24 protein-coding genes are annotated in these 21,514 nt (G+C 68.4%); 8 read left to right on the top strand and 16 right to left on the bottom strand.

Features of this window, described 5'->3' with window-relative positions; translation table 11 throughout:
• Positions 1–75 precede the first annotated feature (75 nt).
• Positions 76–765 carry a lysophospholipid acyltransferase family protein gene (locus AC6CH0_RS12270; RefSeq protein ID WP_498101255.1) on the bottom strand — a complete coding sequence of 230 codons (690 nt, stop codon included), beginning with the start codon at positions 763–765 and terminating at the stop codon, positions 76–78.
• A 49-nt stretch (positions 766–814) separates the two neighbouring features.
• Entirely contained in the window at positions 815–1,771 is a 957-nt protein-coding gene (locus tag AC6CH0_RS12265) for an ROK family glucokinase (protein ID WP_498101253.1), read from the bottom strand.
• 152 nt (positions 1,772–1,923) lie between these two features.
• On the opposite strand from AC6CH0_RS12265, the gene AC6CH0_RS12260 reads away from it, so the two are divergent.
• Entirely contained in the window at positions 1,924–3,756 is a 1,833-nt protein-coding gene (locus tag AC6CH0_RS12260; protein ID WP_498101251.1) for an AMP-dependent synthetase/ligase, read from the top strand.
• A gap of 70 nt (positions 3,757–3,826) precedes the next feature.
• On the opposite strand, the gene def is transcribed toward AC6CH0_RS12260, so the two are convergent.
• From def to AC6CH0_RS12245, 3 genes are read right to left on the bottom strand one after another with little or no spacing between them, the layout of a single operon-like run.
• Positions 3,827–4,318, bottom strand: a complete 492-nt coding sequence (gene def, locus AC6CH0_RS12255; protein ID WP_498101249.1) for a peptide deformylase — start codon at positions 4,316–4,318, stop codon at positions 3,827–3,829.
• Between the two features lie 11 nt (positions 4,319–4,329).
• Positions 4,330–5,721 (bottom strand): MinD/ParA family ATP-binding protein, encoded by a 1,392-nt coding sequence (locus tag AC6CH0_RS12250; protein WP_498101247.1) that lies wholly within the window; start codon positions 5,719–5,721, stop codon positions 4,330–4,332.
• Positions 5,722–5,758: 37 nt separating this feature from the next.
• On the bottom strand, positions 5,759–9,163 hold the full coding sequence (locus tag AC6CH0_RS12245; RefSeq protein WP_498101245.1) for a pyruvate carboxylase: 3,405 nt from the start codon (positions 9,161–9,163) through the stop codon (positions 5,759–5,761).
• A gap of 74 nt (positions 9,164–9,237) precedes the next feature.
• Here AC6CH0_RS12245 and AC6CH0_RS12240 point away from each other — a divergent pair, with 74 nt between their 5' ends.
• Positions 9,238–10,071: a ParA family protein gene (locus AC6CH0_RS12240; RefSeq protein WP_498101243.1), complete on the top strand. Its 834-nt coding sequence runs from the start codon at positions 9,238–9,240 to the stop codon at positions 10,069–10,071.
• Between the two features lie 118 nt (positions 10,072–10,189).
• Here the strand turns inward: AC6CH0_RS12240 and AC6CH0_RS12235 are convergent, their stop codons facing one another.
• The 4 genes from AC6CH0_RS12235 to AC6CH0_RS12220 form a co-directional block, all read right to left on the bottom strand.
• Positions 10,190–10,744 (bottom strand): MerR family transcriptional regulator, encoded by a 555-nt coding sequence (locus AC6CH0_RS12235; RefSeq protein WP_022893366.1) that lies wholly within the window; start codon positions 10,742–10,744, stop codon positions 10,190–10,192.
• A gap of 112 nt (positions 10,745–10,856) precedes the next feature.
• On the bottom strand, positions 10,857–11,552 hold the full coding sequence (ftsR, locus tag AC6CH0_RS12230; RefSeq protein WP_498102266.1) for a transcriptional regulator FtsR: 696 nt from the start codon (positions 11,550–11,552) through the stop codon (positions 10,857–10,859).
• Positions 11,549–11,962, bottom strand: coding sequence for an FHA domain-containing protein (locus AC6CH0_RS12225; RefSeq protein ID WP_498102264.1), 414 nt, complete (start codon positions 11,960–11,962; stop codon positions 11,549–11,551). The genes ftsR and AC6CH0_RS12225 overlap by 4 nt, the downstream gene beginning before the upstream one ends.
• 109 nt (positions 11,963–12,071) lie before the next feature.
• Positions 12,072–12,695 carry a CDP-alcohol phosphatidyltransferase family protein gene (locus AC6CH0_RS12220; protein WP_498101241.1) on the bottom strand — a complete coding sequence of 208 codons (624 nt, stop codon included), beginning with the start codon at positions 12,693–12,695 and terminating at the stop codon, positions 12,072–12,074.
• Between the two features lie 32 nt (positions 12,696–12,727).
• On the opposite strand from AC6CH0_RS12220, the gene AC6CH0_RS12215 reads away from it, so the two are divergent.
• Entirely contained in the window at positions 12,728–13,558 is an 831-nt protein-coding gene (locus tag AC6CH0_RS12215; protein ID WP_498101239.1) for a DUF1295 domain-containing protein, read from the top strand.
• A 9-nt stretch (positions 13,559–13,567) separates the two neighbouring features.
• Here AC6CH0_RS12215 and AC6CH0_RS12210 read toward each other — a convergent pair whose 3' ends face one another.
• Positions 13,568–14,017: an NUDIX domain-containing protein gene (locus AC6CH0_RS12210; RefSeq protein ID WP_498101237.1), complete on the bottom strand. Its 450-nt coding sequence runs from the start codon at positions 14,015–14,017 to the stop codon at positions 13,568–13,570.
• A 55-nt stretch (positions 14,018–14,072) separates the two neighbouring features.
• Between AC6CH0_RS12210 and AC6CH0_RS12205 the strand changes: the two genes are divergently transcribed.
• Complete coding sequence (locus tag AC6CH0_RS12205; protein WP_498101235.1) at positions 14,073–14,444, top strand: RNA-binding S4 domain-containing protein; 372 nt, start codon at positions 14,073–14,075, stop codon at positions 14,442–14,444.
• Between the two features lie 23 nt (positions 14,445–14,467).
• Positions 14,468–14,761 carry a GNAT family N-acetyltransferase gene (locus AC6CH0_RS12200; protein WP_498101233.1) on the top strand — a complete coding sequence of 98 codons (294 nt, stop codon included), beginning with the start codon at positions 14,468–14,470 and terminating at the stop codon, positions 14,759–14,761.
• Positions 14,762–14,875: 114 nt separating this feature from the next.
• On the opposite strand, the gene AC6CH0_RS12195 is transcribed toward AC6CH0_RS12200, so the two are convergent.
• Positions 14,876–15,019 (bottom strand): hypothetical protein, encoded by a 144-nt coding sequence (locus tag AC6CH0_RS12195; protein WP_498101231.1) that lies wholly within the window; start codon positions 15,017–15,019, stop codon positions 14,876–14,878.
• Between the two features lie 67 nt (positions 15,020–15,086).
• Positions 15,087–15,896: an aggregation-promoting factor C-terminal-like domain-containing protein gene (locus tag AC6CH0_RS12190; RefSeq protein WP_498101229.1), complete on the bottom strand. Its 810-nt coding sequence runs from the start codon at positions 15,894–15,896 to the stop codon at positions 15,087–15,089.
• 202 nt (positions 15,897–16,098) lie between these two features.
• Here AC6CH0_RS12190 and AC6CH0_RS12185 point away from each other — a divergent pair, with 202 nt between their 5' ends.
• Positions 16,099–16,509, top strand: coding sequence for a YchJ family protein (locus AC6CH0_RS12185; protein WP_498101227.1), 411 nt, complete (start codon positions 16,099–16,101; stop codon positions 16,507–16,509).
• A 30-nt stretch (positions 16,510–16,539) separates the two neighbouring features.
• Here AC6CH0_RS12185 and AC6CH0_RS12180 read toward each other — a convergent pair whose 3' ends face one another.
• Positions 16,540–17,004 carry a VOC family protein gene (locus AC6CH0_RS12180; protein WP_498101225.1) on the bottom strand — a complete coding sequence of 155 codons (465 nt, stop codon included), beginning with the start codon at positions 17,002–17,004 and terminating at the stop codon, positions 16,540–16,542.
• Positions 17,005–17,046: 42 nt separating this feature from the next.
• A complete protein-coding gene (locus AC6CH0_RS12175) occupies positions 17,047–17,538 on the bottom strand; it encodes a carboxymuconolactone decarboxylase family protein (RefSeq protein ID WP_498101223.1) in 492 nt (163 codons plus the stop codon).
• Positions 17,539–17,585: 47 nt separating this feature from the next.
• Between AC6CH0_RS12175 and pdxR the strand changes: the two genes are divergently transcribed.
• Entirely contained in the window at positions 17,586–19,016 is a 1,431-nt protein-coding gene (gene pdxR, locus AC6CH0_RS12170; protein ID WP_498101221.1) for a MocR-like pyridoxine biosynthesis transcription factor PdxR, read from the top strand.
• A 5-nt stretch (positions 19,017–19,021) separates the two neighbouring features.
• Here the strand turns inward: pdxR and AC6CH0_RS12165 are convergent, their stop codons facing one another.
• Positions 19,022–19,870 (bottom strand): MBL fold metallo-hydrolase, encoded by an 849-nt coding sequence (locus AC6CH0_RS12165; protein ID WP_498101219.1) that lies wholly within the window; start codon positions 19,868–19,870, stop codon positions 19,022–19,024.
• A gap of 131 nt (positions 19,871–20,001) precedes the next feature.
• On the opposite strand from AC6CH0_RS12165, the gene AC6CH0_RS12160 reads away from it, so the two are divergent.
• Positions 20,002–20,778, top strand: a complete 777-nt coding sequence (locus AC6CH0_RS12160; RefSeq protein WP_498102262.1) for a GTP pyrophosphokinase — start codon at positions 20,002–20,004, stop codon at positions 20,776–20,778.
• Here AC6CH0_RS12160 and AC6CH0_RS12155 read toward each other — a convergent pair.
• A complete protein-coding gene (locus AC6CH0_RS12155) occupies positions 20,757–21,461 on the bottom strand; it encodes an ArsR/SmtB family transcription factor (RefSeq protein WP_498101217.1) in 705 nt (234 codons plus the stop codon). The two genes, AC6CH0_RS12160 and AC6CH0_RS12155, sit on opposite strands and share 22 nt — an antisense overlap.
• Between the last annotated feature and the right edge of the window lie 53 nt (positions 21,462–21,514).

Raw genomic sequence — 21,514 nt, 5'->3', positions numbered from 1 at the left:
CCTGAGGGGTTCGGGGCGCACGATCGCGCCGGGAAAACGGAACAGCGACGCACGTTGCGCCGCCGCAGAACGAGCCTACCGCGATTGCGTGGCGCGCTTCTCCTTGACCGAACTGGCGTAGACGTCGACGTATTCCTGACCGCTCAATCCGCGCAGGTCGTAGACCAGCTCGTCGGTAACCGAACGCAACACGAACCGGTCGCCTTCGAGACCTTCGAAGCGGCTGAAGTCGAGCGGCTCACCGAGGATGATGCCGATACGGCGCACTTTCGGCAGTCGCGCACCGATGGGCATGACGTGCTCGGTGCCGATCATGGCAACGGGGATGACGGGGACCCCCGCCTCGAGCACCATGCGCGCGACCCCCGTGCGGCCACGATAGAGCTTGCCATCGGGGCTGCGCGTGCCCTCGGGGTAGATGCCGAGGATCTTGCCGTCTCCGAGCACGCGAAGACCAGTCTCGAGCGACGCCTCGGACGCCTTGCCGCCGGAGCGGTCGATCGGCAGCTGGCCGGCAGCTTGGAAGAACACCCGCGTCGCCCAGCCCTTCAGCCCCTTGCCGGTGAAGTACTCGCTCTTCGCGAGGAAGACCACCGGGCGGTCGACGATGAGCGGAAGGAAGATCGAGTCGATGAAGGAGAGGTGATTCGAGGCGAGCACGACCGGCCCATCCTTCGGCACGTTCTCGAGCCCGACGACCCACGGACGGAAGATCGAGAGCAGGATCGGCCCGATCACGAGGTTCTTCATGATCCAGTAGAACACCGTGAAGCCCCTTCTCTCTGTGGCACCGACTCAGCCTAGCGTCGGCGGTTCAGGCGTGCTCGGCGACCCAGACCCGCGCGAGGTCCGCGGCACCGACGACACCGGCGTCATTGACGAGTTCGGCGATCACGAAATCCGGTTCGGGATGATAGCCACGCGCCGGAAGGTGGTCGAGGTACGCAGCGCGAATCGGCTCGAGCAGCAGTTCGCCGGCCACCGAGACACCGCCGCCGAAGACGAACCGCTGCGGGTCGAGCACCGCGGAGAGGCTCGCGGCGGCCTGGCCGAGCCAGCCGCCGAGCTGGCGCAGTGCCGCGATCGCCCCCGGGTCGCCACTCTCGATGAGGCCGCCGACGAGCCCACCGTCGAGTGTGCCGTGCTCGGAACGCACCCGGGCGAGTCCCTGGCCGATGCCGCCTGCGTCGGCGATCTCGTTCGCCATGCGCAGCAGTGCGCGACCCGAACCGTACTGCTCGATGCATCCGCGCTGCCCGCACCCGCAGGCCAGGCCGTCTGGCACGACGCGAAGGTGCCCGAGCTCGGCGCCGGCGCCGAAGCCACCACGGAACAGGCGGTCGCCCGCGACGATCGCGCCTCCGACGCCCGTGCCGATCGTGAGCATCACCATGTCGCTGACGAGCCTGCCGGCACCGAAGCGGAACTCCGCCCAGCCTGCGGCATTGGCGTCGTTGTCGACGACGACCGTCGTGCCGACCCGGGCCTCGAGCTTCTCCCGGAACGGCTCGTTGCGCCAATCGATGTTCGGTGCGTAGTAGACCGTCGACTGCGCGGCATCGACGAAGCCCGCGGCCGCGACGCCGATTGCGACGATCTCTGAGACCGCCCCGGCACGAAGCGACTCGATCATCTGCACGACGGCGTCTTCGAGGAGCGTGGCATCACCGGCAGGAGTCGGCACCCGCTCACTCGCGACGATGGTGCCGAGCTGATCGACGACGGCTCCGGCGATCTTCGTTCCACCGATGTCGATACCGATCGCGTGCACCAGGAGGCTGCCTTTCAGAGTGGATGAAGCGGAACGAGCCTGCGCCTCTGAGGCGGGCCCTGAGCAACGACTAGAGTGTAGTAGACCCAAATGCCGAGGTTCGCGCTGGTGCCCGAGCCACGTGCAACCCTCCCGGTGCCGAAGGAGCTACCGTGATCGAATTCGCTACCCCACCCGTGGTCGCAGCAGACCCTGAAGCGAACACCACCGACCTGCTCGTCGACCGCGTCGCGGCGACGCCCGACTCCGTGCTGTTCTCGCTGCCCACCGCCGACGGCGGCTGGTCGCCTGTGACCACGAAGGAGTTCTACGACCAGGTCATCGCCCTCGCGAAGGGGCTCGTCGCCGCAGGCATCCAGCCCGGCGACAAGATCGGGCTGATGTGCAAGACCCGGTACGAATGGACCCTCATCGATTTCGCCACCTGGTTCGCCGGTGCCGTGCTCGTACCCGTCTACGAGACGAGTTCCCCCGCACAGGTGCGCTGGAACCTCAGCGACTCCGGTGCCATCGCCATCATCCTCGAGACGCCCGATCACTTCGCCCGCTTCGACGAGGTGCACCCCGAGCTCCCCCTGATCCGCAATTCCTGGCAGATCGACCTCGGCGACCTCGACAAGCTCGTCGCGGGCGGCGTCGACGTGCCCGACGACGAGATCGAGCGCCGGCGAAACCTCGCCGTGGGCTCCGACATCGCCACGCTGATCTACACCTCGGGATCGACGGGCAAGCCCAAGGGCTGTGTGCTGACCCACTCCAACTTCGTCGAGACCTCGCGCAATTCCGCGGTCGCGCTCAACGAGGTCGTGCTCGACCCGAACGGCGCATCGACGCTGCTGTTCATCACCACGGCGCACGTGTTCGCGCGGTTCATCGCGGTGCTCTCGGTGCACGCAGGCGTTCGAGTCGGTCACCAACCCGACACGAAGCTGCTCCTGCCGTCGCTCGGCAGCTTCAAGCCGACGTTCCTCCTGGCGGTGCCGCGGGTCTTCGAGAAGGTGTACAACGTCTCGGAGCAGAAGGCGGAAGCCGGCGGCAAGGGCAAGATCTTCCGCGCCGCCGCCGACACCGCGGTCGCCTACTCGACTGCGAAGGAGACCGGCAAGGTTCCGCTCGGACTGAAGCTGAAGTTCAAACTCTTCGACGCGCTCGTCTTCTCCAAGCTCCGTGCGGCGATGGGTGGCAACGTCAAGTACGCCGTGTCCGGCTCCGCGCCGCTCGGCCCGCGCCTCGGCCACTTCTACCATTCACTCGGCATCACGATCCTCGAGGGCTACGGCCTCACCGAGACCACCGCGCCCGCAACCGTGAATCTCGCGAACAAGTCGAAGATCGGTACCGTCGGGCCGACGCTGCCGGGCGTTGCCGTTCGCCTCGCCGATGACGGCGAGATCCAGGTCAAGGGCGTCGACGTCTTCAAGGAGTACTGGAAGAACCCCGAAGCAACGGCGGAGGCCTTCGACGGCGAGTGGTTCAAGACCGGTGACATCGGTTCGTTCGATGCCGACGGCTTCCTGACCATCACCGGCCGCAAGAAGGAGATCATCGTCACGGCCGGTGGCAAGAATGTCGCCCCGGCCGCTCTCGAAGACCCGATTCGCGCCAATCCGCTCGTCGGACAGGTCGTCGTGGTCGGCGACAAGAAGCCGTTCATCGCAGCGCTGATCACTCTCGATTCCGAGATGCTGCCGGTGTGGCTGAACAACAACGGTGAAGACGCAGGCATGTCGCTCGATGAGGCGATCGTCAACCCCGCAGTGCTCGCCGAAGTGCAACGCGCCATCGATGCCGCGAATGAGACGGTGTCGCGAGCCGAGTCCATCCGCAAGTTCACGCTGCTCCCGCTCGAGCTCACCGAAGCGAGCGGACATCTCACCCCCAAGATGAGCATCAAGCGCAACATCATCCTCGATGACTTCGCGCCGCAGATCGAGGCGATGTACTCGGGCGCGCCGGCGACCGAGGGTCATTCGATCGTGCACTGAGCCGGTTCGGCGACGACGAAGACCCCGCGGGAATCCGCGGGGTCTTCGTCATCTGCGATCAGCGCAGAGGTCAGAACCAGTCGGACTCGCGCACTTCTCGCATCGCGACCCGTCGTTCGGGCTTCTCGAGGCGATCGAGGTAGAGCAGTCCGTCGAGGTGATCGGTCTCGTGCTGCAGCGCCTGTGCCATGAGGCCGGTGCCTGACAACTCGATCTCGTTGCCGTCGAGGTCGATGCCGCGAACTCGGGCGAATGGATGTCGCGGAGTCTTGTGCCAGAGTCCGGGCACCGAGAGGCAGCCCTCGTCGATGAGCTCCTTCTCGCCGGAGACTTCGACGATCTCGGGGTTCAGGATGTATCCGACGTCTCCGTCGACGTTATAACTGAACGCCCGCAGATTGACGCCGATCTGCGACGCGGCCACTCCGGCGCGGCCCGGAATGCGGACGCTGTCGAGGAGGTCATCGACGAGCGCGCGCACACGATCGTCGACCTGTTCGACGGGGGCGGAGACGGTCTTCAAGACAGGGTCGCCGAACAGGCGAATTGGTCGTTCCGGCAATGGTTCTCCGTTCAGTGCTCGCGCTCGGCGGGCATGCCTTCCACCACGAGCGCCGCGAGCTCACGAGCCGCGTGCTGGGTGACCGGGCGCAGCTCGTGCCAATTCACGATGGAACCGGCTGCGAGTTGGGGGTCGTAGGGAATGCGAACGATCTCTCGCACCCTGGATTGGAAGTGCGCCTCGATCTCATCGACTTTCACGAGGTGGGTTCCCTGCGTGGCCAGGTTGATGGCGACGATCGCGTTGCGCACCAGAGCGCCGTATCCGTTGGCCTCGAGCCAGGTGAGCGTCTCGGATGCCAGACGCGCTTCGTCGACACTGCCGCCTGAAACGATGACGACGGAGTCGGCGCGCTGCAGCGTCGCCCGCATGACGGAGTGCACGATGCCGGTGCCGCAGTCGGTGAGCACGATCGAGTAGTACCGTGCCGCGAGACCGGCGACGACGTTGTAGTCGTTGTCGTCGAACGCCTCTGACAGCGTCGGGTCGGTGTCGGAGGCGAGGATGTCGAGGCGCGTCTCGTCTCGCGAGACGAAACGTGAGAAATCGGTGTAGCCGCTGATCGAGGACGCCTTCGCCACGACGTCCCGGACCGTCTCGCGGGTCTGCCGATCGACTCGCTCGGCGAGAGTGCCGCGGTCGGGGTTGGCATCGATCGCGATGACACGATCGTCACGTGCGTCGGCGAGGGCCATGCCGAGCAACGCCGTGATGGTGGTCTTGCCCACCCCGCCCTTCCGGGTCAGCACCGGCACGAAGCGAGCGCCGCCTTCGAAACGCTTCTGAATGCGCTGGCTCATCGCCTTGTGCGCTTGCACCTTCGCCGAGTCGCCGAGATTGACGAGATGGAGGGACGCCTCGTAGACGAAGCGGTTGAGACCGCCCTGCGGCGCCGGGCGGGTCGTGCGGTTCAGGTCGATGAGACGGTCGGCGGTGAGCGAGTCCGCCGACTCGGGCACCTCAGCCGGCATTCCGGGTTCACCGGGCGCCTCGACGATCGCGACGTGGCTGCCCGTGTCGGTGCTCACGCGTTCGCGACGGAGCTTCGTCGCGTCGGATGCGAGCAGAGCGCTGTACGGCGAGGGCTCGCGCCGGGAGCCGCCCCGGTAGCCGGTGCCGGCCAGCGCCGGCGTGACGACCTCGACCGAGGTGGTCGTGCCGGTGCCTCCGACGAGGCTGCCGGGGTTCACTGCGACGTCGTCGATCGCCACGGCGACCTCGTCGTCGGGCATCTCGTGCACCGGTGCGGGCGGCAGATCGACCCGTACGTTGGGGTTCTCGGCGGGTTCCGCCCCCGTGTGCGCGCCGGACGCAGACGCCTTCCGGGCGCGGTCGAGCGCCGACGTGCGCGTGCTCGAGCCGCGACGTGTCGCGGCCGCATCATCGAACGTGTCTTCAGCCACCGATACCCCTCCTCATCAGTGTCGATTCGAGCTCAGCCTAGCGCGGGCGCACCACCACGAGCAGATCGCCCGCCTCGACCTGTTGCGTCTTCGGGATCGCGACCCGTTCGACGACGCCCGCGATGGGCGAGGTGATGGCGGCCTCCATCTTCATCGCTTCGATCGAGGCGACGCTCTGGCCGGCCGCGATCTCGGTGCCCGGCTCGACCTGAAGGGTCACCACTCCGGAGAACGGCGCCGCGATCTGCCCGGGCTGCGAGGCATCCGCCTTCTCGGCCGTGCGCGTCTCGACCACGATCGAACGATCGCGTACGAAGACGGGCCGAAGCTGCCCGTTCAGGATCGTCATCACCGTGCGCATGCCCTTGTCGTCGGCCTCGCCGATCGCTTCGAGCCCGGCGTACAGGCGCACGCCGGTGTCGATCTCGACGACGTGCTCCGCGCCCTGGCGGAGGCCGTACAGGTAGTCGGCGGTGTCGACGACCGAGAGATCGCCGAACAGCTCGCGAATCTGCTCGAACTGGCGTGTGGGAGCCGGGAAGAGCAGCGCGTTCAGGGTTGCCCGTCGCGTGACGCTGTCGGCCTCGAGGCCCTCGCGCTGCTCGCCAGTGAGCTCGGTGACGCTGATGCGCACGTCTTTGCCGGCGAGCACCTTGGTGCGGAAGGGCTCGGGCCAGCCGCCGGGGAGGTCGCCCAGTTCACCGGCCATGAAGCCGATCACGGAATCGGGCACGTCGTACTTCTCGGGGTTGGCCGCGAAGTCCGCGGGGTCGGCCTTGACCGCTGCGAGGTGCAGGGCGAGGTCACCGACGACCTTCGACGACGGCGTGACCTTCGGCACCCGGCCGAGGATGCGGTCGGCCGCCGCGTACATGTCTTCGATGAGCTCGAAGTCGTCGGCCAGTCCGAGCGCGATTGCCTGCTGGCGCAGGTTCGAGAGCTGACCGCCGGGGATCTCGTGATGGTAGACGCGGCCGGTGGGACCGGGCAGTCCCGACTCGAACGGGCGGTAGATGCGCCGCACGGCCTCCCAGTAGGGCTCGAGATCGGAGACTGCATCGAGCGAGATACCGGTATCGCGTTCGGTGTGCGCCAGCGCGGCGACGAGCGACGACGCCGAGGGCTGGCTCGTGGTGCCCGCCATGGGCGCGCTCGCCACGTCGACCGCGTCGACTCCGGCACGGCTCGCCGCGAGCAGGGTCGCCAGCTGGCCGCCAGCCGTGTCGTGCGTGTGCAGGTGCACCGGGAGGTCGAAACGGTCGCGGAGGGCCGTCACGAGCTTCTCAGCGGCGGTGGGACGCAAGAGGCCCGCCATGTCCTTGATCGCGAGCACGTGCGCGCCGGCGTCGACGATCTGCTCGGCGAGTCCGAGGTAGTAGTCGAGCGTGTAGAGGTCTTCAGCCGGGTCGAGCAGGTCTCCGGTGTAGCAGAGCGCGACCTCGGCCACTGCATGCCCGGTCGAAAGCACCGAGTCGATCGCGGGCCGCATCTGCGAGACGTCGTTGAGCGCGTCGAAGATGCGGAAGATGTCGACGCCCGTCGATGCCGCCTCGCGCACGAACGCGTCGGTGACCTCGGTGGGGTACGGCGTGTAGCCGACCGTGTTCCGCCCCCGCAGGAGCATCTGGATGTTGATGTTGGGAAGGGCAGTGCGAAGCGCTGCGAGTCGCTCCCACGGGTCTTCGCCGAGGAAGCGGAGGGCGACGTCGTAGGTCGCGCCGCCCCAGGCCTCGACCGAGAGGAGTTCGGGCGTCATGCGCGCCACGTACGGCGCGACGGCCACCAGGTCGCGGGTGCGCACGCGTGTTGCGAGCAGCGATTGGTGCGCGTCGCGGAAGGTCGTCTCGGTGACCGCGAGCGGGGTCTGCGCACGCAGAGCCTGGGCGAAGCCGACCGGGCCGAGTTCGAGCAGCTGCTGCCGCGAACCCGCCGGAGCATCGAGCGTGAGGTCGATCGGCGGCAGCTTCTCGACCGGGCTCACGGTCGTCGGAGCCGGCCCGTTCGGCTGGTTCACCGTGACATCCGCGAGCCAGTTGAGGATCTTCGTGCCGCGGTCCTTCGAGACGCGGCCGCGAAGCAATTGCGGGCGCTCGTCGATGAAGGAGGTGCTCAGGTCGCCGGCGACGAATGCCGGGTCTTCGAGCACCGCTTGGAGGAAGGGGATGTTCGTCGAGACGCCGCGGATGCGGAACTCGGCGAGGGCTCGCTTCGCCCGGGAGACGGCCGCAGGGTAGTCGCGGCCTCGGCAGGTGAGCTTGGCGAGCATCGAGTCGAAGTGCGGGCTGATCTGCGCGCCGGGATTGATCGTGCCGCCGTCGAGACGGATGCCGGCACCGCCCGGTGAACGGTAGGTGGTGATCTTGCCCGTGTCGGGCCGGAACCCGGCCGTGGGGTCTTCGGTGGTGATGCGGCACTGCAGGGCAGCGCCGCGCAGTCGGATCGACTCCTGCTGGAGGCCGAGCTCGGCGAGCGACTCCCCCGCCGCGATGCGCATCTGCGAAACGACGAGGTCGACGTCGGTGACCTCTTCGGTGACCGTGTGCTCGACCTGGATGCGCGGGTTCATCTCGATGAAGACGTGCTGCCCGGCTCGCTCGCCTGCGGTATCGAGGAGGAACTCGACGGTGCCGGCGTTGACATAGCCGATCGACTTCGCGAAGGCGATCGCGTCGCGGTAGAGCGAGGCGCGCACGTCGTCGGAGAGGTTCGGCGCGGGCGCGATCTCGATCACCTTCTGGTGGCGGCGCTGCACCGAGCAGTCGCGCTCGAAGAGGTGCACCGTCTCGCCCGAGGCATCCGCGAGCACCTGGACCTCGATGTGGCGCGGTCGCAGCACCGCCTGCTCGAGGAACATCGTTGAATCGCCGAAGGCGCTGTCGGCCTCGCGCATCGCCTCTTCGAGGGCAGCGCGAAGCTCGCTCTTCTCGTTCACGCGACGCATGCCGCGCCCGCCGCCGCCGGCGACGGCCTTGGCGAAGATCGGGAAGCCGACCTCATCGGCCTGGCTGATGAGGGTCTCGATGTCGCGCGAGGGCGGCGTCGACTTCAGCACCGGCACGCCGGCCGCCATCGCATGCTCCTTCGCGGTGACCTTGTTGCCCGCCATCTCGAGCACGCGCTTGGGCGGACCGATGAAGGTGATGCCCGCGGCTTCGGCGGCCTGGGCGAGTTCGGGGTTCTCCGAGAGGAATCCGTAGCCCGGGTAGATCGCGTCGGCGCCCGACAGCTTCGCGACGCGGATGATCTCGGTCACGTCGAGGTAGGCGCGCACCGGATGCCCCGGCTCGCCGATCTGGTACGCCTCGTCGGCCTTCAGGCGATGCAGCGAGTTGCGGTCTTCGAACGGGTACACCGCGACCGTCTTCGCACCGAGCTCGACAGCGGCACGGAACGCACGGATTGCGATCTCACCGCGATTGGCAACCAGGATCTTCGTGAACATGCAGGCCTTTCAGACGGGTTTCCGCACAGCGAACGTTTAGGTATCGCCCGAGTAGTAAAGGTAACGTATCTGCCGTGCACGTACTCAGCGTCAGCTCTCTGAAGGGCGGTGTCGGCAAGACGACCGTCACCCTCGGACTGGCGTCGGCGGCGTTCGCGCGCGGCGTCCGTACCCTCGTCGTCGACCTCGACCCGCAGTCCGACGTCTCGACCGGCATGGACATCCAAGTCGCCGGGCACCTCAACGTCGCCGATGTGCTCGCCTCCCCCAAGGAGAAGATCGTGCGTTCGGCGATCGCGCCGAGCGGGTGGGCGCGTTCGAACCCGCAATCGACGATCGACGTGATGATCGGCAGTCCGTCGGCGATCAACTTCGACGGACCGCACCCGTCGATCCGTGACATCTGGAAGCTCGAAGAAGCGCTCGCCAATGTCGAAGCCGACTACGAACTCGTGCTCATCGACTGCGCACCATCGCTGAACGCTTTGACCCGCACGGCATGGGCGGCGAGCGACCGGGTCGCCGTCGTGACCGAACCCGGGCTCTTCTCCGTTGCCGCCGCCGACCGGGCACTGCGCGCGATCGAGGAGATCCGGCGCGGCCTCTCCCCTCGGCTCCAACCCCTCGGCATCATCGTGAACCGGGCGCGCGTGCAATCGCTCGAGCACCAGTTCCGCATCAAGGAGCTCCGCGACATGTTCGGGCCCCTGGTGCTCTCTCCGCAACTGCCCGAGCGCACCTCGCTGCAGCAGGCACAGGGAGCCGCGAAGCCCCTCCACATGTGGCCCGGCGAGAGCGCCGAAGAGATGTCGTCACATTTCGACCAATTGCTCGAACGAGTGCTGCGCACGGCTCGCATCGGCGAGTTCGCGGGCGTACCGCTCGATTCGCCGACGTCGGCAGTCTGACCGGAACGCACCGCGAGCGCAGCGCGAAGATCCCGCGCGCTGGAACGCTCACGCACCGGTCCGGTGCTCGCGACGCGACGATCCGTTGCCAGTGCCGGACGTCGTCAGAACAGACGAGTCAGGAGATCTTGCGTGAGCGTTCGCCGCGACGCACGGCGAGTTCATCGAGCGGATCGGCCGGCTGCGTGTCGATCTCGACGAGCGTCGATTCGACCTCGCGCAACACCTTGCCGACCGCGATGCCGAACACGCCCTGGCCCCGGTTGACGAGGTCGATGACCTCATCGTCGGAGGTGCAGAGGTAGACGCTGGCACCGTCGCTCATGAGCGTGGTCTGCGCGAGATCATCGATGCCCGACTCGCGAAGCTGCGTCACCGCCGTGCGGATCTGCTGCAGCGAGATGCCGGTGTCGAGGAGGCGCTTCACCAGCTTCAAGACGAGGATGTCGCGGAAGCCGTAGAGTCGCTGCGAACCGGAACCGGCTGCACCGCGCACCGTCGGCTCGACGAGTTGGGTTCGCGCCCAGTAGTCGAGCTGCCGGTAGCTGATGCCCGCCGCCCTGGCGGCGACAGCACCCCGATACCCAGCTGCATCGTCACGATCGGGCATGCCGTCGGTGAACAGCAGGCCGAGGTCGTAGCGCGAGCGTGGAGTCCGGTCGAGCTCACTCATCCGATACGCCCCTCACTCTCGCGCCGGCACCTCGTCGACGCGAGTTCCACGCTACCGAGGGTGCGAGGCTCTGTCGAACACATCGGGCCGAACGTCACGGCGTGTCGCGAGATCATCGCGAGAGTCTGCCGAGCGTCGCCCGGACGACGCTGGCATGCACGGCCTCGAGATGCCCCGCGAGCTCGAGGCCGCGTTCGGCGGCACGGGCCTTGTCGGCGGCATCCGCTCGCCGTGACGGCGCGATCGCACGTTCGATGAGCCCCGCCTCGCGCTCGGCCGCGGCCCGCACTCCGCGGAGGTGACGCGGCTCGATGCCGACGGCCCGGAGAGCGACGAGGGAGCGCAGTACGCCGATCGCGTCGTCTCCGTAGTGTTCCGCCGCGGGCAGGAGCGATGCCGAGACGGCGTCGTCGAGCAGCGATGCCGTCGCCCCGGTCTGGGCGAGCAGTTCATCTCGCCGGAATCGCCGCGCGCCGGCGAGGAACGCCGCGGCGCTCGTGGCTCCGGGCAACGCTGGAGTCTCTCCGGCGTCGATCGCCTCGAGATGAGTGCGAATGACCTTGAGCGGAAGGTAGTGATCGCGCTGCATCGACAGCACGACGGTGATGCGCTCGACGTCGCTCGTCGAGAACTTGCGATACCCGGCGGCCGTGCGGGCCGGCGAGACGAGGCGTTGCTCCTCGAGGAAACGCAGCTTCGACGGCGTCAACTCGGGGAACTCGGGTTGTAGCCGTGCGAGCACCTGACCGATGCCCAGAAGTGGCGCCTGGCCGCTCGCGCGCGTAGACGCAGCGGGAGCCGCCACTATTCGCTCGCCACCGGAGCCAGGTCGCGGCGCGAGGCGTAGAAGGTGAGACGGAACTTGCCGATCTGCACTTCTGCGCCGTCGCTGAGGAGGGCCGTCTCGATGCGCACGCCGTCGTAGTACGTGCCGTTCAGGGACGTGAGGTCTCGCACTTCGAACGCCGAACGGTGCCGTACGAACTCCGCGTGCTTTCGCGAGACGGTGACGTCGTCGAGGAAGATGTCGGCGTCGGGATGACGACCCACGACGGTGACATCGGTGTCGAGGAGGAAGCGGGCACCGCTGTTCGGCCCGCGGCGCACGATGAGCAGGGCCGAGCCCGATGGCAGTGCGGCGATCGCCTCCTGCTCCTCTGCCGTGATGTCAGCATCGAGGGCGCTCAACTGAGCCGCCGCCTCGCGGCTGAAGCCGATGGTCGTATCGGTCGCACCGTCACCGAAAGCGTGCGTCGACGTGGTCGTCGACGGTTCGCCCCCGGTCTCGTTCGTACCGCCGGCCTGAGTGATGTCGGAATCCGCCACACTAACCTCCCTGTTCCAGCGTATCCGATCGAGACTCGTCTGCCACCCGCGGAATGCGGATGACGCGAGCGGTCTCGATCGCGTAGATGATGCCCGCCCACCAGTAGAGGAATGCCCCCCACAGGGTGATCGCCCAGCCGACCGGCTGACTGAGGTCGGCGACGACCGGGAACGCGAGGCCGAGCATGATCACCGGCAGGCCGAAAAACAGCGCGAACGTCGCGACCTTGCCGAGCTGATGCACCGGGAGCGGCCCGTAGCCGTGGTTCGCCAGCACGACTCCGAGAGCGAGCAGGAAGACGTCGCGGGCGACGATGACGACGACGATCCACCAGGGCACCAGCCCTTGGGCGGCGAGGCCGACGAGGGCGGCGAAGATGTACAGCCGGTCGGCGGCGGGGTCGAGCAACTGCCCGAGGCGCGTCACCTGCCCGAGGCGCCGCGCGAGGTAGCCGTCGAGCAGGTCGCTGAAACTCGCGACGACGAGCACGATGAGCGACACGACGTAGTCGCCGCGCACGATGAAGACCAGGAAGACCGGCACGAGGGCGAGCCGGAGCATGCTGAGGATGTTCGGGATCGTCCAGATCTCCGAACCGACCTCCCCCGAGCGCTCCCCAGCCACATCTCGATCCTATCGATCCCTAGAATGCCGCCATGGCTCCCCTCCTCGTGTGTCTCGTCATCTGCGCCGCGATCACGCTCGCGACGTGGCTCGCCTCGATCGCCACCCGCGAGTACTCGTGGGTCGATCGCATCTGGTCGATCGCGCCGATCGCCTACGTCTGGGTCTTCGCCGTCATGGGTGGCTTCGACGCCCGACTCGTGCTGATGGCCGCGCTCGTGACCGCTTGGGGCATCCGTCTCACGCTGAACTTCGCGCGGAAGGGCGGCTACCGCCCGGGCGGCGAGGACTACCGGTGGTCGGTGCTGCGCGGCCGCATGTCGCGCACGCAGTTCGCCGTCTTCAATCTGCTCTTCATCTCGATCTACCAGAACGCGGTGATCCTGCTCTTCTGCCTCCCCGCGTACACCGTGTTCGTGGCGGGCGAGTCATCGCTCGGACTCGCGGACGGCGCGCTCGCGATCGTGTTCCTCGCCCTGCTCGCCGGCGAAACCGTCGCCGATCAGCAGCAGTGGGTCTTCCACCGGTGGAAGGCCGCAGAGCGTGCAGCCGGGCGCACACCGCAGCCGGGGTTCCTGCAGACGGGCCTGTTCCGTTTCTCACGACACCCCAACTTCTTCTTCGAGCAGGCGCAGTGGTGGATCTTCTACGGGTTCGCCGTGACGGCGACCGGCGTTCCGCTGCACTGGACCATCGCCGGCGCGGTGCTGCTCACGACGCTCTTCATCGGGTCGACCATCTTCACCGAGTCGATCTCGCGGTCGAGATATCCCGACTACGACGAGTACCGCGACCGCACCTCGCCGATCGTGCCGTGGTTTCCGCGAGCGCAGGCGGCGAAAGTCGACGGACGCGTCGCCTGAGCGAACGGGTCAGAGACGCCCGGCGAGCATGGGCCAGGCTTCGGCGAACCGCGGATGCAGCGAGAGCGCGTCGACCCGGTCGACTGCGATCCAGCGCAGTTCGATGCTCTCGGGGTCGCTGACGACGGGCTCGAAACGTTCCCTCGCATCGGCCACGACCGTGGTGTACGACCAGTACCCGAGATCGAGCACGGTGCTGAACCGCACGTCGAGCACCGCCGACGGCACTCCGGCCTCTTCCCCGGCCTCGCGCACGGCCGCCTCGACGGCGGTCTCGTGCTCGTGCCGTGCACCGCCGGGGAGTCCCCAGGTCCCGCCGAAATGGCTCCAGAGCGCGCGGTGCTGCAGCAGCACCTCCGAATCGGGACTGATGACCAGCAGGCCTGCGGCGCCATAGCGCCCCCAGTACCGAGCGCCATCGGGGCCCTCCACCCATTCGTCGCCGCTCGCTCCGCTCATGCCTCCAGCATGCCGCACGCCTCGCCGGCGGACGGCCCGCCCGTAGGCTGTTGACATGAACGGCGAATCCCCTGTGCGCGTCGACGCCTGGTTGTGGGCGGTGCGTCAGTTCAAGACGAGATCGGCCGCGACCGCGGCGTGTCGCGCCGGGCATGTTCGCGTCAACGGCGAGCGGGCGAAGGCCGCGCACGCCGTGCGCCCCGGCGACGAGGTTCGCGTGCGCATCGATGGGTTCGACCGCACTCTCGTCGTGCGGCAGACCCTGGTCAAGCGCGTGTCGGCGACGATCGCCGCGACAGCCGTCGACGATCGCACACCGCCCCCGCCGCCGCGGGAGACCGTTGCGACGGTCGCGACCCGCGACCGCGGCGCGGGCCGGCCGACGAAACGCGAGCGACGCGATCTCGAACGCTTGCGCGGTCGTTGAGCTGCAGAGCGTAGCCTGTCGGCGTGCGCAAAGATCTGAGTCACGAACCCGACGCCCGTCGCTATGTGCTCCGCGTCGACGGCAAGATCGCCAGCGTGCTCGACTACCGCGTGCTCGGCGATTCGGTCGCGTTCACCCACACGTTCACGAATCCGCCGTATCGCGGCAGCGGCCTGGCAGGCGAACTCGTCGAGTTCGCGGCAGATGATGTCGAGGGCAACTCGAGGCGCAGGATCGTGCCGAGTTGCTGGTACGTCGGCGAATGGTTCGACCGGCATCCCGATCGAGCCGGCCTGCTCGATCCGCGTGCAGTCTGAGCATCGCCCACCGAGCACGGGCGAATGACGACGGCGCCGTCGTGGCGCCCGATCGTCATCCGCCCGGCAGGGCGGCCGTCAGGAACAGCGCCCTTGCGGGCGACGAACGACGGCTCAGCGCTTGCGGTGCGTTGCCTCGGTCACGGCGTCGGAATTGGTACGGCCGTCGACTTTCGCCTTCTTGTCGGCGCGCTTCTCTTTGAGGGTCTTGCTCGCAGCCGTCTTCGAGGACGACTTCTTGGGCGACTTGTCTGACATGGATTTGCCCTTTGGTCGGAGGCCTGGACGGCCTCGTGGGCGCAACCCTACGCGAGAACGCCCGGGGTCAGTACCAGTTCACCGACTGGGAGTGCGACCAGGCGCTGCAGGGGGTGCCGTAGCCGCGAGCGATGTAGTCGAGTCCCCAGGCGATCTGGGTCGCGGCGTTGGTCTGCCAGTCGGCTCCGGCCGTGGCCATCTTGCTGCCGGGCAGCGACTGCGGGATGCCGGTGGCGCCACTCGACGCGTTGTACGCCGTGTACGACCAACCGGACTCCTTCTGCCAGAGCTGGTTCAGGCATTGGAACTGGGATTCGTTCCAGCCGTGCTTCGACGCGGCGAGGGCACGGGCAGTGGCTCGAGCGCCATCGGGAGTGTTCGCCTGCGCAAGCGCAGCGGCAGCTGCGGCCTCCTGCTCGGCCTGAACCCGATCGAACTCGGCCGCGGCCGCGGCCGCCTTCGCCGTCTCGGTGCGGGTCTGCTTCGTCAGGTCGACGATCGAGTCGAGCGGCAAGCGTTCGTAGTCGCCGAGCGAGGCGACGGATGCCGCGAGTCCGCTGGCGTCGACCTTGCCGTCGACCGCGGCGAGCGTGGCGCTGGCCGCGGTGAGGGTGTCTTCGGCACTGTCACGGGTGCGTGCCTCGGCGATCGCACTGTATGCGCCCAATTGTTCGGAGCGCACGCCGGTCGATTCGGTGAGCGAAGTCGTGGCGTCGATGCTCGCCTGCGTCGTGAGTGCCGCTTGCACGGTGAATCCCGTACCGACGATGAGGCCGGCGGCGACGACGGCACCGGCGGCGACGAGTCGCTTGCGGCCGGTTCGGCGGAGACGAATGCTGCGGCGCGAGCGTGGCGCATCGGTTTCGGGGGCGGACACGGGCGTGGGTGAGGAGTCGTTGCGCATAGGTTCTGAAGGTGCTCGGATCGGGTTTCAGTTGGGGGCAGCCCCCGAGCGAGGGCACAAGTCAGCCACTCTGCACGGCGTTTCTGAAGAATTCCTCAGTTGTTCCTGTGGAAACCATGATCATCGCCGCCGTTCCGCCGCGATATCGATGTCGTCCGGCGGTGATACTGGGGAGATGCCGACCCCCGATCGCTCCCCCATTCCCGACCCCGGCGAGCGGTGCCCGTGCCTGAGCGGCGCCGTGTTCTCCGAGTGCTGCGATCGCTTCCTCAGCGGCGCGGCGGATGCCCCGACCGCGGTGCAGCTCATGCGCTCGCGCTACACGGCCTTCGCGGTCGGCGACAGCCGCTATCTCCTCTCGACCTGGCATCCGACCACGCGTCCCGACACGCTCGAGCTCCAGGCAGAGACCGAGTGGTACCGGCTGGAGATCGTCGACTCCGAGCGCGGCGGCCCATTCGATCGAGACGGCGTGGTCGAATTCCGCGCGTCCCATCGCTCCGACGACGAACACGGCGTCCTGCACGAGCGGAGCCGCTTCAGCCGCGAGGGCCGTCGCTGGTTCTACGTCGACGGCGTCGTCTGAGCGCCTCCGGCCCACCGCCGGGCGTCGCGCTCAGTCGCGGTCGGCGTCGGTGGCGAAGCCGTCGCGCAGCGCTCGCTCCTCGGAGTCCTCCAGTTCCTCGAAGACGGTGATCTGCAGCCCCGCCGGTGCGTCGAGCCGTGCGTTGAGCGAGCGCCACGGTGTCTCGACCGGCTCGGCGACGATCGCCGCGCCGGCCTCGGCGAGCCTGCGGGTGGTGCCGGTCGCGTCGGTGACCTCGAAGGCGAGGCGGATGCGCTGACTCGGCGTTCCCCCGGCCTCGAGTTCATCGATCACGCGCTTGTGGGCGGGGTTGGCGATCTCGATCGTCGCCCGCCCCGCGTCGAGGATGGACACTCGATCGTCTCCGCCCTCCGCGTAGGCGATGAGTTCGGGCATGCCGAGCTCGTCGCGGTAGAACGCGACCGCGCGATCGAAGTCCTCGGCCTCGATCACGACGCGAAGTTGCAGGACCGGTGGGTGCGCGGCATCCGTCATTCCTGCATCCTCCCAGATCAGCCTCGTGAGCGAACCGATGCCTTACGCGGCATCGCGTGCGACCGGCCAGCAGCGGGTGGTCACGCCGATCGCGTCCCACACGTTGATCGTGATGATGAGGGAGATGAGTGCCGCGGTTCGTTCCTCTCCGAAGATCGCGACGGCGTCGGCGAGATCTGCCTCCGGCACGTGCGTCTCCGAGAGTCGGGTCACCGATTCGGTGAGGTGCAGCGCGGCGCGCTCGGCGGCCGTGAACAGCCCGGAGTCGCGCCAGACCGCCACGGCGTGCAGCTGCTGCTCGGCGACCCCGGCCGTGCGCGCGTCCTTCGAATGGAGATCCACGCAGTACACGCAGCCGTTGATCTGGGAGGCTCGGAGGCGCACCATCTCACGCAGACGGACATCGAATCCGACCCGGTCCAGTTCGGCGGTCGCAGCATGGTCGAGTGAGGCGACCGCGCGCGAGAACCGCGGAACGATCGCGTCGAAGTCGAGACGGACGGGAATGTCGACGAGTGCATCGGTGATGGTCATGACGTCAACGCTACGGTCTGATCGGCCCACTGCTACAGTCCAATTCCATGGCGAGTTCTTGGGCCATTCACGGCCTCGACCTGCACCTCGAGCTCGACCGGCACCGGAAGTCGGCGTCCCTCGAGGACGCGGTGCGCGCGGCGGTGCGCGACGGGCGCCTCGAGGCGGGCACCCGGTTGCCGGCGAGCCGCACACTCGCGGCCGACCTCGGCATCGCGCGCAACGTCGTCTCGGAGGTCTACACGCGACTGGTGGCAGAAGGGTGGCTCGAGTCACGAGTCGGCGCCGGAACCTGGGTCGGTGAGCGCTCCATGGCCGCAGCCGCGGCAACGGACCATCCGAGAGACGTCGGGCCGCTCGGTCTCGACCTTCGCGGCGGCATTCCGGATGTCTCGGGCTTCCCTCGACGCGAATGGGCGACGGCCGCCCGGCGCGCGGTCCTCGACGCGCGCGCATCGGAGCTCGGGTATGGTCCGCGCCGCGGTTCGCCGACCGCACGGGCCACGCTCGCCGAATATCTCGCCCGCACCCGGGGCGTGTGGGCGACCGGAGACCGGGTCGCGGTGACACGCGGCTTCGGCGCGGCACTCGGCACGGTCGCGCGAGCACTCGCCGTGAGCGGCGCGCGACGCATCGCGGTCGAGGAGTACGGCCACGCGGCCCACCGGCGCATCCTCGGCGCTGCCGGGCTGGAGGTGGTCGCGGTGCCCGTCGACGCTTCGGGTCCGATCATCAGCGGACTCGAGTCGCTCGCGGTCGATGCCGTGCTGCTGACCCCGGCGCACCAGTTCCCGACCGGCGTGGCGCTCGCCGCCGCGCGCCGGCTCGACGTCGTGGCATGGGCCGACCGCGTCGGCGGTGTCGTCATCGAAGACGACTACGACGGAGAGTTCCGTTACGACCGTCGAGCGATCGGCGCGCTGCAGGCACTCGCACCCGAACGCGTCGTCTACCTCGGCACGGCCTCGAAGAGCCTCGCACCGGCGGTCGGTCTGGGTTGGGCGGTGGTTCCCGACAGCCTCGGGGCCGCGTTCGACGACCAGCTCGCCGCGACGGCCGGCATCGCCGACGGCCTGAACCAGGCGACACTCGATGCGTTCATGCGAGCGCACGAGTACGACCGCGCGGTTCGGCGTCGGCGCGCCGAGTACCGTTCACGTCGCGAACGACTCGAGTCGAGGGTCGCCGCAGAGCTCGACGGATGTCGCGTCAGCGGTATGCGAGCCGGGCTGCACTGCCTCGTCGAGCTGCCGGCGAGCGCAGACGAGCGCCGCATCACGGCGGAGGGCGAACGACTCGGGGTGCGTCTCGACGGACTCGCGTCCTATCGTCTCGGATCGGCTGCGCCGACGCGCGCACCCGCGATGGTGATCGGATACGGGGCCCCGGCGCCGCACCGCTTCGAGACCGCGCTCGACCGCGCGATCGCCGCGATCCGCTCGGGACTCGCCCCGGACTCCGGCGCTCGGCCGGGCTGACGATGTCAGCGCACCGCGCCCGGGCTGTCGAAGGCGCGATACGCACGTTCGACGGCTCCGGCCAGGCCCTCGACCGGGATCGGCCAGGCCTCGTGGGCGGCCAGCGCATCTGCCGCGGTGAGCCCGGCCTCGTGCGCCGCGCGGAAGCGCTCGGCGATCAGCCGAAGCTCGCCCGCCTGGCGCTCGACGAACGTACGGTCCACGACGCTGCCGTGGCCGGGGATCACGCGATCGCTCGGCTGCATCTCGTCGGCGAGCGCGTCGAGCACGTCCGGCCAGCCGAGCGGAAAACTGCCGGAACCGTACATCACCGGCCCGGACTCCTCGATCAGGTCGCCGAGCAACCACACCCGCTCATCGGGCACGAACACCACGAGATCGGTGTCGGTATGGGCGGGCGGCTGCGGCCGGAGCTCGACCACCCGTGCGCCGAGGTCGAGTTCGATGCGCCGGTCGATCTGGTGCGTCGGGGCGGTGAGCTCGACGTCGTCCCATCTCCGCTCGGGCTCGCGGGCGGGGTCGGCGCGCCACGCTGCGAGCCGGGGCGCCTCGAACTCGGCGAAGTGGGCGGCGATGTTGGCATGACCGTAGATCGCGGCATCCGTCGCCGATCCGGGGCCGAAGACCTGGTTGCCGAAGGTGTGGTCGAAATGCGCGTGCGTGTTCACGACCCACCGCACCGGCCGCGCGAAACGGGCCTCGATATCGGCGGCGAGCTGTTCGGCCTCGCTCGGTTGCACCCTGGTGTCGACGAGGAGCAGTCCGTCTCCTCCCTCGATCACCACGATCGAGATGTCGAATGGGTCGTACCGCCGTTGATGGATGCCGGGCGCCACGGTGAGCCAATCTGCCATCCCACGAGACTAGCGATGCGCCGACGGCGAACGGGAGCGGTGATCAAAGGGAATGCAGAGCTTGGCGTCGTAGCGTGGCATCCGTGACTCCGCTCGACGGTACCCCGCCCACCCGGCACGGAACCCCGCCCATGCTCACGGCGCGTGCGCAGCGCACGCTCGAGACCATCGACGGCCAGACGCTCGACGAGATGCGCGCCCTTCGCGACGAGACAGAACGCTTCATGCTGCGCTACAAGTTCGGAATGGACGAGGTGATCACGAAGCTCTCCATCCTGCGCGAAGAGTTCAGCCAGACGCACGACTACAACCCGATCGAACACATCTCGAGCCGCTTGAAGAGCCTCGACAGCGTCATCGAGAAGATGCAGCGCAAGGGTATCGATCCGAGTTTCGACACGATCCGCGAGACGATCACCGACATCGCCGGCGTGCGTGTGACCTGCAGCTTCGTCTCGGACGCGTACCGCATCTTCGAGCTGCTCACGGCGCAGCGCGACATCCGCGTGCTCCGGGTCAAGGACTACATCACCCAGCCGAAGGCGAACGGATACCAGAGCCTGCACGTCATCGTCGAGGTGCCCGTGTTCCTCTCCACCGGTGCGCACCCGGTCGCCGTCGAAGTGCAGATCCGCACGATCGCGATGGACTTCTGGGCGAGCCTCGAGCACAAGATCTACTACAAGTACGACCGTCAGGTGCCGCAGGAGCTGCTCGACGGCCTCACCGACGCAGCGCACACCGCCGCAGAGCTCGACGCGCGCATGGAGCGGCTGCACCGCGAAGTGCACGGCGCACCGTCGGCGTCGGCGTCGGCGTCGGGCCATGCCACGGCGCAGCCCACGGTGCATGCCGCGCCAACCGGCGCGGTGCATCCGGTCGAGGGTCAGCCGGGCGTCGAGATCTGAGCCGCCGGGGCGAGCGAGGCGAACGCCTGGCGACCCTCGCCGGTGACCCGAAGCGAACGGTCATCGGCTCGGCGTACGAGCCATTCCTCGTCGAGGAGCCACTCGAGCAGGTGCGCGCCGACACGACCCGCGATGTGCGGACGGCGCTCGGTCCAATCGAGGCATCCGCGCACCGCGGGCCGACGACTCGAGCCGTCGACGTCAGCGAGTCGCAACCGCTCCGCGAGCGGAGTGGCGACGTCGAGCACGCGGCCGGGCTCCCCCGCGACGAGCGGTGCGATCGTGCCATCGGCGACGAGGGCGTCGGCGAGGTCGAGCGCGAGCCGGCCGGCGAAGTGGTCGTAGCACGAGCGCGCGAGTGCGAGCCGCTCGGCGGTTGCCGACTGCCCGTACGACCTCACCTCGCGGCGGGGCGCGATCAACTGCAACGCCTCGACGGCGTTCGCCACCTCGGGACCGGCGAGGGTGAAGTACCGATGCCGACCGAGCTTGCGGTCGGTCACGAGCCCGCCGGCGAGGAGTTGCGAGAGATGCGCACTCGCCGTCGGCGGCGCGACCCCCGCGACCGCTGCGAGCTCACTCGCCGGAAGCGATCGTCCGTCGAGGAGCGCCACGAGCATCGCGGCGCGCGCCGGCTCACCCATGAGCCGCGCTGGTTCGGCGAGATCTGCGTCTCCGTGCATGCACTCACGATACGTCCGCCACACTTCGTCCGCCGCCGAAGCATGCCGGACGT

This window comes from Agromyces sp. GQ35 (genome assembly GCF_059758475.1).
Note: the sequence above shows the minus strand (reverse complement) of the source record. Positions and strands in the feature narration are given on the sequence as shown.